Source organism: uncultured Brevundimonas sp., from assembly GCF_947305955.1.
Classification (GTDB): domain Bacteria; phylum Pseudomonadota; class Alphaproteobacteria; order Caulobacterales; family Caulobacteraceae; genus Brevundimonas.
Window position 1 is genome coordinate 1 of sequence record NZ_CAMZFB010000066.1, and the last position, 13,362, is coordinate 13,362.

General features: G+C 61.9%; 13 protein-coding genes. 6 read left to right on the forward strand and 7 right to left on the reverse strand.

Annotation, left to right across the window (positions count from 1 at the left end; all coding sequences use genetic code 11):
• Together phnD and phnC are read right to left on the reverse strand one after the other, a co-directional pair.
• A partial coding sequence (gene phnD, locus Q0Y42_RS13165; RefSeq protein ID WP_297804572.1) for a phosphate/phosphite/phosphonate ABC transporter substrate-binding protein occupies positions 1–568 on the reverse strand: 568 nt, incomplete at its 3' end.
• Complete coding sequence (phnC, locus tag Q0Y42_RS13170) at positions 565–1,359, reverse strand: phosphonate ABC transporter ATP-binding protein (RefSeq protein WP_297804577.1); 795 nt, start codon at positions 1,357–1,359, stop codon at positions 565–567. The genes phnD and phnC, both read right to left, overlap by 4 nt.
• 283 nt (positions 1,360–1,642) lie before the next feature.
• On the opposite strand from phnC, the gene Q0Y42_RS13175 reads away from it, so the two are divergent.
• The 6 genes from Q0Y42_RS13175 (at position 1,643) to Q0Y42_RS13200 (ending at position 6,837) form a co-directional block, all read left to right on the forward strand.
• Entirely contained in the window at positions 1,643–2,905 is a 1,263-nt protein-coding gene (locus Q0Y42_RS13175) for a type III PLP-dependent enzyme (protein WP_297804581.1), read from the forward strand.
• A 156-nt stretch (positions 2,906–3,061) separates the two neighbouring features.
• Positions 3,062–4,108, forward strand: coding sequence for a deoxyhypusine synthase (locus tag Q0Y42_RS13180; protein WP_297804583.1), 1,047 nt, complete (start codon positions 3,062–3,064; stop codon positions 4,106–4,108).
• Between the two features lie 135 nt (positions 4,109–4,243).
• Positions 4,244–4,477: a hypothetical protein gene (locus Q0Y42_RS13185; RefSeq protein WP_297804586.1), complete on the forward strand. Its 234-nt coding sequence runs from the start codon at positions 4,244–4,246 to the stop codon at positions 4,475–4,477.
• A 110-nt stretch (positions 4,478–4,587) separates the two neighbouring features.
• On the forward strand, positions 4,588–5,031 hold the full coding sequence (locus Q0Y42_RS13190) for a hypothetical protein (protein WP_297804589.1): 444 nt from the start codon (positions 4,588–4,590) through the stop codon (positions 5,029–5,031).
• Positions 5,032–5,056: 25 nt separating this feature from the next.
• Positions 5,057–5,887 carry a phosphatase PAP2 family protein gene (locus tag Q0Y42_RS13195; protein ID WP_297804592.1) on the forward strand — a complete coding sequence of 277 codons (831 nt, stop codon included), beginning with the start codon at positions 5,057–5,059 and terminating at the stop codon, positions 5,885–5,887.
• Complete coding sequence (locus Q0Y42_RS13200; RefSeq protein WP_297804596.1) at positions 5,884–6,837, forward strand: right-handed parallel beta-helix repeat-containing protein; 954 nt, start codon at positions 5,884–5,886, stop codon at positions 6,835–6,837. Before Q0Y42_RS13195 ends, Q0Y42_RS13200 begins: the two co-directional genes overlap by 4 nt.
• 40 nt (positions 6,838–6,877) lie before the next feature.
• Here Q0Y42_RS13200 and aguB read toward each other — a convergent pair whose 3' ends face one another.
• From aguB to Q0Y42_RS13225, 5 genes are all read right to left on the reverse strand, one after another.
• Entirely contained in the window at positions 6,878–7,747 is an 870-nt protein-coding gene (aguB, locus tag Q0Y42_RS13205; RefSeq protein ID WP_297804598.1) for an N-carbamoylputrescine amidase, read from the reverse strand.
• Positions 7,747–8,751 (reverse strand): agmatine deiminase family protein, encoded by a 1,005-nt coding sequence (locus tag Q0Y42_RS13210; RefSeq protein ID WP_297804601.1) that lies wholly within the window; start codon positions 8,749–8,751, stop codon positions 7,747–7,749. The genes aguB and Q0Y42_RS13210 overlap by 1 nt, the downstream gene beginning before the upstream one ends.
• A 176-nt stretch (positions 8,752–8,927) precedes the next feature.
• Complete coding sequence (locus tag Q0Y42_RS13215; RefSeq protein WP_297804603.1) at positions 8,928–11,384, reverse strand: TonB-dependent receptor; 2,457 nt, start codon at positions 11,382–11,384, stop codon at positions 8,928–8,930.
• Positions 11,385–11,564: 180 nt separating this feature from the next.
• Positions 11,565–12,653, reverse strand: a complete 1,089-nt coding sequence (locus Q0Y42_RS13220; protein WP_297804606.1) for a capsular biosynthesis protein — start codon at positions 12,651–12,653, stop codon at positions 11,565–11,567.
• Between the two features lie 389 nt (positions 12,654–13,042).
• Positions 13,043–13,362 (reverse strand): OmpA family protein (locus tag Q0Y42_RS13225; protein WP_297804609.1); only part of this gene is annotated, 320 nt, incomplete at its 5' end.

The following is a 13,362-nucleotide window of genomic DNA, read 5'->3' on the forward strand; positions in this document are numbered from 1 at the left end:
TGGCGGTACGGACGGTCTTGAAGCACTGCTCCGGAACGACACCCTTCGGGTTGAACAGGAAGGTCAGCGGAGCCAGCGTGCCCGAGGTCGACAGGGCATCACCGATGCCGAAGTCGTACTTCTTGCCGCAAGCCATCACGTCTTCGAGCGTAATGCCCGAACCCTTTTTGACGATCAGCGTCGATTGATAGCTGTCACGGCCTTCCGGATCGACGATGCGGGCCACGACTTCGCCGTTGGCGCGTTCGATGGCTTCGATCGCGGTCTTGGCCGGGAACCATGCTGCCTGGATCTGGTTTCCGCGCATGGCTTCAACCAGAACGGTGTAGTTCGAGGCGAAGTAGGGCTTCACCGGAACGCCGATTTCCTTGGACATGTCGTCCAGCAGCGGCTGCCACAGCGGACCCGACGACGACTGGCCTTCGGCCGGCAGGATGGCGAACTGGACTTCGCCAGCCGCCTTGCCGCCCTCAGCCTTGTCGCCACCGCCGCAGGCGGCGAGGCCCAGAGCCATAACGGCACCGGCCACCAGGCCCAGTGCGCGGCGCGAGAATTGATATTGGGTCATGCCGTGGCCTCCCAGAACGCGTCCTCGTATTCAGGACCGTAAATTTCGATCAGGCGCTGCGTGTCCAGACCCGTCGCCGGACCGTCGTACACGATCTTGCCCTTTTGCAGGGCAACGACGCGGTCACAGTAGCGGATCGCATAGTCGACCTGGTGAAGCGTAACGATGACGCCGAGGCCATCGCGCTTGTTCAGCTCGACCAGCAGTTCCATGACCTTACGGGCCGAAACAGGGTCAAGCGACGCGACAGGCTCGTCAGCGAGGATGGCCTTGGCACCTTGCAGCAGGGCGCGGGCGATAGCGCCACGCTGCTGTTGACCACCCGACAGGGTGTTGGCGCGCTGGCCGGCATATTCGGACACGCCCACGCGGTGAAGCGCGGCCATGGCCTTTTCGCGGTCTTCCTTCGGCCAGACGCCGAAGTAGCCGCGCCATGCCGGCAGACGACCGATAGAGCCCAGAACGACGTTGGAGAACAGGCTGAGACGACCCACCAGATTGAACTGCTGGAAGATCATGCCCAGGCGGCCGCGGGCGCGGCGCACGTTCCGGGTAACGCGTCCGTTCTGTTGAACGACGTCGCCAAAAACTGTGATCGTTCCGCCCGGATCAATCGGGTGAAGACCCGTGATCGAACGGAGCAAGGTGGACTTGCCCGAACCCGAAGGACCAATAAGGGCGACCATTTCACCGGCGCCGACCTCGACGGTCACGCCGTCGAGCGCCTTTCTGGCCCCGTAGGTCTTCGAGACGTCGCGTACCGACGCAACGGCGGAGGATGAAGAACTCATGAACCCGTGGATGAGGTTGCAACAAAGGGGCGCCGCATGACGCGAGAATGGCGCAAGGGCAAGTCTTAATGGCACGTCTGGGACGTTTTCGTCCAGACCGCGACACTTCAGACATCAGTCGCAACCCCTACTTACACACAATATCGTGGCCTTTTGCCCCGAAATTACCTCTTTACATCCCGGCACAATAATCCCATATCGCGCGTTCCGGCGGACCCCGTAGGTCCCAACTTGCGCCGCTAACGCCGGTCTAGGTTTAACAATTAACAGGGGGTTACGTGAATTGCGCACGTACCAACTTCCCCTGGACCTGGTCCGTGAGCGGTCCCCTGAGCGTCCGGTCGCACTTGTGCGTCCGGCCTCGGTTACCGTAGCAGCGCGCTGGTTCCAGAATAATCTGAAAGCTGACGTCTTCTATGCAGTGAAGGCGAACCCGTCGCCGTGGGTCATCGAGACCCTGGTCGCTTCGGGCGTGAACAGCTTTGACGTGGCCTCGGTGGCCGAGATCGAACTGGTTCGTTCGGTCAGCCCCAACGCGCGTCTGGCCTTTATGCATCCGGTCAAGAGCCGCGGTGCCATCAAGGCTGCCTATTATGATCATGGCGTCCGTACCTTCGTGCTGGACAGCCACGACGAGCTGCAAAAGATTCTCGAGTCGACCGACAATGCCGCAGACCTGAATCTGGTCGTGCGCATGGGCGTGTCGGCCGATGGCGCGGCCTATTCGCTGTCGGGCAAGTTCGGCGTTTCGCCGGCTCAGGCTACGGCACTGCTGATGGCCACCCGCCAAGCCGTTCAGGACGGCCTGATGGGCGTCAGCTTCCACGTCGGTTCGCAGTGCATGCGCCCGTCGGCCTATGAGGCGGCGATGACCCAGGTCGGTCGCGCCATCAAGAAGGCTGGCGTCTTCGTCGATATCGTCGATGTCGGCGGTGGCTTCCCGTCGGTCTATCCGGGCATGGTCCCGCCGGACCTGCAGGAATATGCCGACGCCATCCATCGCGGCTTCAACGAAATGCCGGTGTCGGAAACGACCGAGCTGTGGTGCGAACCGGGCCGTGCGATCGTGGCTGAAAGCTCCTCGATCCTGTGCCGCGTCGATCTGCGCAAGGGCGATGCCCTTTATCTGAACGACGGCTCCTATGGCTCGCTGTTCGACGCGACCCACTCGCGCTGGCCCTTCCCGACCAAGCTGGTCCGTGACGGTGAATCCTCGTCGGAACTGAAGCCCTTCCGCTTCTATGGCCCGACCTGCGATTCCATCGACCACATGCCCGGCCCGTTCTGGCTCCCGTCCGACATCGCTGAAGGCGACTTCATCGAGATCGGCATGATGGGTGCCTATGGCGTGGCCATGACCACCGGCTTCAACGGCTACGGCTCGCACGAGATTGCCGTGGTCGAGGATGCGCCGATGGCCTCGCTCTATGGTCTGGCCCCGCGCTCGATCCCGACCGTTCGCACCACTGCCGAGGAAAACTCGCGCAAGGTGGTTCGCCTGTCGCGCCCCAAGGGCAAGGCTGGCCAGCGCAAGCGTCGCAAATAACCCTTTTCCGGACCGGTCTCTTCGGAGACCGGTTCAAAAACGTCTGATGGCGCCAAAAGCGTCACAAGGCGTTTGTATAGATAGCGGCCCGTCGCTCCGTCCGGGTCGCTGTTTCAGTTTTTGACGGGCGCTCAAATCTTTAGGGAAACCGCTGAAATGACCGCTCAGTCGAACATGAAGGCTCAGCTGCTCAACAACACTGTCGAGCACGTGGACATCACCTCTTACGACGCCCGTCCGATCATCGATTCGATGCGCAAGATGTCGTTCTCGTCGCGCGACACCGCCCGCGCCGCCGACATCTTCAACATGGCTCTGGAAGACAAAGAGTGCTCGCCGTGGCTGATCCTCGCCGGTTCGACCTCGGCTGGTGGCTGCATGCACGTCTACCGTGACATGGTTCAGAACAACATGATCGACGCTGTCGTGGCCACCGGTGCCTCGATCGTCGACATGGACTTCTTCGAAGCTCTCGGCTTCAAGCACTACCAAGCCGAAGGCCCGGTGGACGACAACGTCCTGCGCGACAACTACATCGACCGTATCTACGATACCTACATCGATGAAGAAGAGCTGCAGAACTGCGACCACACCATCCTCGAGATCGCCAACAGCCTGGAACCGCGCCCGTATTCGTCGCGCGAATTCATCTGGGAAATGGGCAAGTGGCTGGCCGCTGGCAACGCCAAGAAGGAAGGCTCGCTGATCCAGACCGCCTATGAAAAGGGCGTGCCGATCTTCTGCCCGGCCTTCGTCGATTCCTCGGCTGGCTTCGGTCTGGTGAAGCACCAGAAGGAACGCGCTGCTGCTGGCAAGCCGTACATGACCATCGACGCAGTCGCCGACTTCCGCGAACTGACCGACATCAAGATCGCTGCTGGCACCACCGCCCTGTTCATGGTCGGCGGCGGCGTTCCGAAGAACTTCGCCCAGGACACCGTCGTCTGCGCTGAAATCCTCGGCATCGAAGCCGACATGCACAAGTACGCTGTGCAGATCACCGTGGCTGACGTCCGCGACGGTGCCTGCTCCTCCTCGACCCTGAAGGAAGCCGCTTCGTGGGGTAAGGTCTCGACCACCTACGAACAAATGGTCTTCGCTGAAGCCACCACCGTTGTTCCGCTGATCGGCTCGGACGCCTATCACCGCGGTGCATGGAAGTCGCGCGAAGCCCGCAACTGGGCCAAGCTGTTCGGCAAATAAGCCGCTTCGTCATCCTCTGGATGATTGAAACGAACAAGGCCCCGGCAGAGCGATCTGCCGGGGCTTTTTCTATGTCCGGCAACAAGGATGACGGGTGGCGCGTTCTCTTTCCTGACGCCCAACAGGAGACGCGCCATGACGGATCAGGAAAAACTGCAGGCAGAACGCTTGAAACGTGCGCTTCAGGGCACGGATTCGGGCTCTGACACGCGCGCCGGATCCCTGCGCGGCGGCTCTGCGTCGGGCTCGGACGAAGACCCCGATTCCGAAGCGATCAATGCCGATCTGGCGCAAAAAGGGCGCGAGCTGGCAGCCGAAAAGTCGGCAAGCGAGGATGATAAGCCACAGCCGAAAAACGATGTGCCATGATTGCCCTAAACGTGCCTTGCTGCGGACGCGCGTATGGTTCAGTTATGGACCTCAATTCAAGGCTGGGACCTGACAGGTAGATGAAGCCGCAATCAATAGTATGGGTATCGATGGCAGCGGCCCTTGGTTTGGCCGCCTGCGACGGAGCGGGCAATGACACGCCCCCGCCGACCGCGGTCGAGACCCAGACCGATGAGGCAGAAGAAACCGCCTCTGCTCCCGCACAACAAGGTACCGCACTGGCCGCCGGTGCGCCCGGCTATGCGAGCCTCTATCCCGAAGCCGAACTGTCGCGCCCGGTCGTTATGGCTGATGGCCCGTCCGGCCCGGGCGGCACGGCAGAGTTCACCACCACGGCTTCCCCTGACGATGTGGTCGCCTTCTATCGCGACCACGCCCAGCAAAACGGCCTGAAACCCGTCATGGCCATGAGCCAGGGCGAGGCCCGCGCCTTTGCCGCCCGCAACAACCAGAATGACGAGATTCAGGTCGTCGCCTCGCCCGATGGCGAAGGCACGACCTCGGTCCAGCTCAACTGGACCAAGGGCCGCTAACCCCCAACCAACGCCGGATCATGCGATGACCAGAACGTCTCTCTTCTCGGTTTCTGTTTTGGCCCTCGCGCTTTGCGGCTGCGTGGGCACGCCTGCGGCCTATGAGGCGGCTGCCGTCAGGGCCGAGCCCGCGCACAAGGGCTATCTGACAGCGTCACAGCTACAGGCGCTGTCCGATGTCGTCCCGCCGCCCCCTGCGGCTGACAGTGCCCAATATGCCGCCGACCGCGCCCTGTCCGACAGCTACCGCGTGCTGGAAAATACCGACCGTTGGCTCTTGGCGGCCAGCCACGCCGAGGTGCGCGTCCCCTTCGTGCTCCAACATTTCGATTGCACCTTGGGTGTGCGCTATGATCCAGCCAGCGGCGCGACGCCCGCAACCAGCCGCCTGATGCAACGCCTGTTCGAGGACGCCGAGGGGGCCTCGACCCTCGTCAAGCTTCGCGCCCACCGCCCGCGCCCTGTCGGTGACGATGCGTCGCGCGCGGCCTGTCAGACCGTATCTGCGGCAGGGCGAGCATCGCCGTCCTATCCATCCGGAACGGCCAGCGTCGCTGCGGCCTTTGGCGCGGCCATGGCCCAGATCGCGCCCGAGCATGCCGAGCAGGCGATCAAGACCGGTCAGGAAATCGGCTTCAGCCGCGCCCTGTGCGGCATGCACTATCCTACTGACGTGCGCGTCGGTCTCAGCCTGGGCGAAGCCGTCTTTGCCGAGGCCATGAAGACGCCCGAGTTCGCCCGCGATCTGGAACAGGCCCGCGCCGAATATGCGGCCCTGAAGGCCAGCGGCCAGACCAACCCCGGCTGTGCTGCCGAACGCGCCGCGCTGAGCCAGTCCGCGAACCTCAGCCTTTGATCGGATTTTGGCTGTTCGCGGCACTGGCACTGGAACAGCCAAGGCCGAGCTGTACACCCGATCAGTTGCGCGAACTGACCACGGTTTCGGACCGGCCCTATCGGCTTGATTGTTCGGCACACCTGACCGCTGGCCAATCGATACCCCGTCCGGTCCTGATCGAGGGAGCCAGCGCAAGCGGGGTGACTTTGGACTGCGCGGGCGCAGCGGTTGGGCGGCGCGACCTTACCGCCTCTACGACCCGCCCCACCCTTTCCATACGCTCGCACAAGCGGGACGACGGCCAATGGGAACGGCTCAGCGATGTCGTTGTGCGCAACTGCCATATCCTCGGCAATGTCCGTGTTCTCGGGATGGGGGCGGACGGCTCCTATGATGACCTGCGCCAATCGTCGCGCTCGCTCGGTCACACCGAACGCGCCCAAGATGCAGCCCCCACCCGCATCACTCTGGACCATCTGACGCTCACAGGTCAGGGCACGATCCCGCTCTACATCGGCACGGGCGTCACCGCCGTTAGCCTGACCCAGTCGACACTGAACGGGACATCGACATCGACGGCCATCTATCTGGATGCCGAGAGCGGCCACCACAGCCTGACCGCCAATCGCATCCTGACCCGTACGGGGCGCGAGATGATTGCCGTCGACGGCTCGGCCCATAACCGGATCATCGGTAATCGGTTCGATCTGCACGGCAAGCCCGCCATCCTGCTGTATCGCAACTGTGGCGAGCGGGGCGTGGTGCGGCACCAGACCCCGTCCAACAATCTGATACGCGACAACAGCTTTACCGGGGCGTCATGGCTGCGCCCGCGTCTGGTCGTCGAGAACGCGCGCAACGGAGGTCGTTCCTATTGCCGTGACGATGCCGGCTATCCCTTTGGCAGCAGCATCGATGACCGCGATAACGGCAGCGGCAATCAGATCCGCGACAATCGCCGCAATTGAAAACGGGCGGAGCCATCAGCCCCGCCCGTCATCAACATAATCAGACCTTCTTCGTACCGGTCAGCGGACCATAGAGGTCCGTGCGGCGGTCGCGGAAGAAGCCCCATGCCGCACGGTGGCGGTCAAGGAAGTCGAGGTCAAAGGTGGCAACCAGAACACCTTCCTCGTCACGACCGTAGCTTTGGACCAGATCACCACGATGGTTGGCGATGAAGCTGTGGCCATAGAAGGTCTGACCCGCATCGGTCACCTGCTCGTGGCCGATGCGGTTGGCACCGACGACCGGAACCACGTTCGAGACAGCGTGGCCTTGCATGGCCCGCTGCCACGGGGCGGCAGTGTCGAGGGTATCGTCATGCGGCTCGGTGCCGATGGCCGTCGGATACATCAGCACCTCGGCACCCTGGAGCATCATGGCGCGGGCGGTCTCTGGGTACCACTGATCCCAGCAGATGCCGACGCCGACCCGACCGAAGCGGGTGTTCCACACCTTGAACCCGGTATCGCCCGGACGGAAGTAATACTTCTCCTGATAGCCGGGGCCGTCAGGGATGTGGCTCTTGCGATAGACGCCCATGGCCTCGCCGTCAGCGTCGAGCATGACCAGCGAGTTGTAATACATCGGCCCTTCGCGCTCGAAGATCGAGACGGGGATGGCCACGCCCAGTTCCTTGGCGATCGGCATCAACTGGGTCACGCAGGGGTGCTTGTCCCACTCATAGGCGTGCTCGAACCAGTGCTCTTCCTGCGAGACGCAGAAATACGGGCCCTGGAACAGTTCCGACGGCAGGATGACCTGCGCACCCTGCTTGGCCGCTTCGCGGATGAAGCCGATGGTCTTGTCGATATTGTCCTGCAGGTCGGTGCCGTAGGACGTCTGGATACCGGCGACGGTGATTTCACGGGCCATTAGGCAGGCTCCTGCTGGCTGATGCAGTGGAACGAGCCGCCGCCGGTCAGGATGGCGATGGACGGCGACGGGATGATCTTGTGGTCGGGATAGACGGTGGCCAGCGCCTCGCACGCCATACGGGCGGCGGTGTCGTTGCCATAGGTCGGCACGACGACAGCGCCGTTGGCGATGAGGAAGTTCATGTGGCTGGCCGGAATGGCTTCGCCATCCTCGTCGGTCACCAGACCCGGCGAGGGGATACGCAGCACCTTGATCTTGCGACCGGCGGCATCGGTCGATTCCGACAGGATGCGGGCCGTCTCGTCATAGACTTCGGCGTTCGGGTCATCCTCTCCGAAGGCGATCGGGCAGGCCACGACACCCGGCGCGACAAAGCGGGCTAGATTGTCGACGTGACCGTCGGTGTGGTCGTTCAACAGGCCGTCACCCAGCCAGATGACCTTCTTGGCCCCCAGAGCCTCGGCAAAAGCGGCCTCGGCCTTTTCCTCGGTCCAGCCTTGGTTGCGGTTGGTGTTCAGCACGCACTGGCGAGTGGTCAGGACCGTGCCCTCGCCATCGTGATCGACCGCGCCACCTTCGAGGATGAAGTCGTGGCGGGTGACGGCCACATTGGCGTGCTGGCCGATCTGGTCAGCGACCTCGTCATCGTGCGGCAGGTCGTACTTGCCGCCCCAGCCGTTGAAGGTGAAGGCATTGGCCGAGGCCGAGCCTGCGCCGAAGATCGGGCCGGTATCGCGCAGCCAGATGTCACCGAAGCGTCCCTCGACGACCTCGATGCCTTCTACGCCCGCAAAGCGCGCGCGGGCGGGTTCCAGCGCCTCGGCATTGCCGACCATCAGCCTGACCTGTTCGCGACCGGCGCCGGCCAGCGCCAGCACGAGGGCTTCGACCTCGTTCTGGGCCTCTTCCAGATCTTCCTGCCACAGCTCGGCATGGCTGGGCCAGCCGACCCACATGGCGCGGTGCGGCGTCCATTCGGCAGGGATAGGAGCGGTGGTCATGGCGGCGTCCTCGAAAGGGCGTGGAAACAAAAGAATACGAAGGGGGCGAGATAGGACCTAAAGCCCCGCACTTCAATGCATGGGCGATCAAAGTCCGCATCCATCCCGCATAAAGAGAAAGGGCGGCCCGTTTCCGGACCGCCCTTCCCTTCAGGTCTTAACCGACCCCGTTCGGATTAGAACGAGTAGGTCAGGGTCGCTTGGATGGTGCGCGGGGCACCACGGTAGCCGTAGGTCGAGCTGTTCGAGTTCACAGCGCCCGAGATCGAGCCGAAGTACTTCTCGTCGAACAGGTTGACGACGCGCAGAGCGATGTTGGTGCCCTCGTGACCGAAGTAGCCCAGGTCGAACTTAGCGTCGGCGTTAACGACGGTGTAAGCCTCGGTGTACAGGTCGTTTTCGTCGGTGACCCAACGCTCGCCGGTGTACTTGACTTGGGCGCCCAGTTGCAGCGGGCCGGTTTCGTATTGGATACGACCACCGAAGGTCCAGTCCGGGGTCTCGGTCAGGGACTTGCCCTTGGTCAGAACGAGGACGCCGTTCTGGCCTTCGTAGTTATCCGAGATCTCGCTGTCGGTGTACGAAGCGGTGGCGTACAGCGACAGACCTTCAATCGGCGACCAGCCGATTTGCGAGTCGAAGCCGTACATGTCCACGTCACCGACGTTGGCGTCGAACGAGGTTTGCAGTTCTTCGTTCCAGCGCGAGGTGATGCGGTTCTTGAACTGGGTGTACCAGACGTTGGCCGAAGCGATCAGGGTACCGGTTTGGTAACGGTAGCCGATGTCGTAGGTCTTGGTGGTTTCCGGCTGAGCGATCGGCGAGGTGATTTCGCCTTCGTCGTCGAAGAACACTTGGTACAGGTTGTCGGTGCGCGGCAGGGTCAGCGATTCAGCGTACGAAGCGTACACCGAGTGCGGGCCCGAGAAGTTCCACGTCACGTTGACGTTCGGCAGGATGTCGTCGAACTCGACGTCGCGCGAGTACGGAGCGATGTAGGACTGCGAACGGGTGCCCAGCTTGACGGTGCCGTCAGCTTGAGCGGTTTCGTTCTCGGTGGTGCAGACCACGGTGCTCGACTTGTATTGCGAGTAGCAATACTGGTTCATTTCGCGCTTGAAGAACGGAGCGCGCAGACCAACGTTCAGGCGAACCGTGTCATCCATGAAGCGGCCGGCGTATTCGACGGCGAACTGGTTCAGGATGGCGTACGACAGGCGGTCACGCGAGCGCAGCTCGTAGCCGTCCAGGTTCACAACGCGGGTGTCGTGATCCTTCATACCGGCCCAAACCGAGACGAAGCGCGGATCGGTCGGGTTCGAGAAGTCGATGCGGCCGTACATGCCGGTCTGGCGGTGACGGGCGTGGTCCAGGGTGTAGGCGGCACGGACGGTGTGGTTGTCGGCCAGCTTCCAGATCAGCGACGACGAGATGCCGTAACGCTGGGTGTGGGTCAGGCTGGTCGAGTGCAGACGCACGGTGTCCAGGGTGTCGCCGTCGCCGTTCAGGTCAACGCCGCCAGTGGTTTGCGAACCACGGATGGTGCGGTCGGTTTCCGACAGGGTCCACTGGCCCGAACCACCGGTTGCCAGGGTGTACTGGAACGACGGATCGAAGGTGAAGATCAGGTTGTCGTTCAGGGTGAAGCGCGACTGGGCGCGGATGTTGCCGGTGTCCGACGGGTTCTGACGCAGAGCCCAGTAGCGGTTCGAGTTGCTGTCGACGTCAGCTTGACCGTTCACGTAGGTCGGAGCGGTGTAGGTGGTGTCGAAGTCGCTGTCCCAGGTCACGCCGTCCTTCAGACGAGCCGAACCGTCAGCGTTACGCGCGAACTGCATGTCGGCGTAGTTGTTGTTGCGGTTGCGGTTCCAGTGACCGGCCAGCGAGACGAAGTCGCCGTTGTCGCGGATCGGCTGGTAGATCTTGAAGTTGTACTGGAGCTTGTTGAGGTCGCCCTCACCCTTGTACTTGTCGTACGATTGATCCGAGTAGGCGAACCAGGCGCGGGTGCCCCACGGACCGAACTCGCCGGTGTTCACGATGCCGAAGATACGGCGGAAGTCGTTGTCACCGATCGAACCCTTGATACGGCCGCCGAACTCGGTCGACGGGTTGATCGAGTTCATGTTGATCGTGCCGCCGGTGGCAGCTGCGGTCGGGGAGTCGACGTCGGTGGTGCCGGTGTTGACCGAAGCGGTACCGATCAGCTCACCGTCCAGTTGCTGGTTGGTGTACAGCGAGTAGTTGCCCGAGTCGTTCAGCGGCATGCCGTCGAAGGTTTGGGCGATACGAGCGCCGTCAAAGCCGTGCAGACGGATGTTGCCGCCCGACGAACCGTAGGCGTCGTTGTTGGTGAAGCTCATACCCGGAACCAGGTTCAGAACTTCGTTGATCGATTGGCCAGCAGCCTGATTTTCGATGTACTCTTGCGTGATCGTCGAGCGCGACTTGCCGACGGTTTCCGCAACGATGGCACCATCGATGGTGCGCGGGCCACGACGGCCGGTGACGACGATTTGTTCGACTTCAACGGCAGCGGTACCGGTCGACTGAGCCGAAGCGGTGGTGGCCATGCCGAGGGCGATGGCGAGTGCCGATGCGCCGAAGGTCAGGCTGCGAGCGAAATTAGACAACGGATATCCCCTTTATCGTGCCACCGAGGTGAAAGCGGGTGACACGGATGTCATTGATGTGCGGGGGTTTAGGCGCTCCAACAGAAAGTTGGGCGACAATAACGTAACAGAAATATGACAGCGCCGAAGGGTGGCCGGATCGCCACAGGTCTGTGGAAGAACCGAATTATAAAGGCGGAATCAGGCTGATACGCTCGCAAAACGCGCCGCGATTGCGCGTGCTGTAGACCGGATCGACTTCGGTTCGTGAAAATTGCCGTTAATTTGTGCCTTGTTCAACACATGGGCACGGAACCGTTTGAACAGATCTGCGTCGACGGGCGTCGGCGATTTCCAAAACTCGTTCAGCGGTCGCTGGCAGGTCAGCCCCTCAAAGTCGAAAAAGGCCTTACCCAGCACCTTCACGGGAGTACCGAAGCCGAGGGCGGACAGGGCGGCACTCGAATTATTGACGATCATGCCGGAAGAAGCCCTGCACATATCCGCCAGATTGCCACCGTCGATGAAATCGACGCGCCCCGTCAGGCCTTTGCTTTCGGCCATGCTTTTCACGACCGCGTAGAAATCGACCAGACCCGGATCCAGAGGGTGGTTCTTGAACACCAACCGCGCGCTCTTGGGCGCATAGCGGGCAAAGCTACCCATAACCTCGGCGATAAAGGCCGTATTGTCCGCAAACTTCGAATAGCGGATCAGCTGGTTGTCACCATCCCGCTGCAGACACGCCAGAAAGAACGCGCCGCGCGCCTGCAGGGTCGCCGCATCGCACGGCTTCCCATTTCGCATGGTGATACGGAAGTAACGCTGGATATGGCTGACACACTGAAGCCACGCTGGCACGGTGTAAGGATTGCGATAGTTCGGATACAGGCAACCGCCGAGCAGCTGCACCAGGTGGTAAACCGAGATATTGATGACGTGGTACGGCAGGATCTTGCCTACGCTGCGGCTGATGGGCAGTTCCGGTACAGGCTCGCCATAGCCGGCCGCGTCGCGCGGCAACTGGCTAGAGGCATTAACGCCATTCTGCTCAAGGGTGATCCAGTCGGGACGGAAATAACCGTTCTCCATCACCCAGAGTCGCGCCGGTATGGCCTTGGCCAAGGCAGAAACAGCCTGATTATACGGGCCGCTCTCGCCGAAGATGACAATGTCGGTGTAGTCGGCAGCAATCGCGGGGAAGTCCCGGCGCCAATCGTTGGCGCTGCCCTTGAACCGGCGCAGACCCTTACTGCGCCATGTAAAAGAGTCACCGGCGTTGAATGCCATGCGCTCAACGCTATCGGCCCCTGCATCCAATAAAGCGACACGCAAGGCACGACCAAAGGGCCCAAAAGGTAATGTGACCAGCAAGAACCGGCGGCCCTTCAAAGGCCGGACTACATCCGAAGCACTGCGGGCCTGCTCTGGATCGTAGGGTGCTAGCAAGTAAGGTCTCTCTTTGGGGGCTGGAAGCCTAACTGCGGGCAAATACTTATTTTGCCACAAGCTTCAGCATTACAACTAATCGTGTTCTCTGTGCCTGCCAACGAAAACTTTAGCCGCTGAGGCAGATCATAGAAAGCAAAAGCCGCAGACCGCCGGTTGGCAATCTGCGGCAATCACCGATCTTACTTTCAAGACGGTCGGAGGGGCACCGAAATGCCCCTCCTCCCAACTTAGAAGTTGATGTCGATCGTAGCGCGACGGTTCAGCGGCTCGCGAACGCCATCGGCGGTCGGCTTGGCCAGCGAGGTTTCGCCACGGCCGTCGAGCGAGATCACGCCACCGTTGACGCCTTGGGCGACCAGGGCATCAGCGACGGTGCGGGCACGACGGTTCGACAGGCCCAGGTTGTAAGCAGCGTTACCCGAGGTGTCGGTGTGACCAACGACCAGCACGCGGGTCGGAGCACCGGTCTTGGCGTAGTTGGCAGCTTGGGTAACAACCGAGCGAGCTTCCGCGGTCAGGTCCGAACGGTCGAAGTCGAAGTAGACAA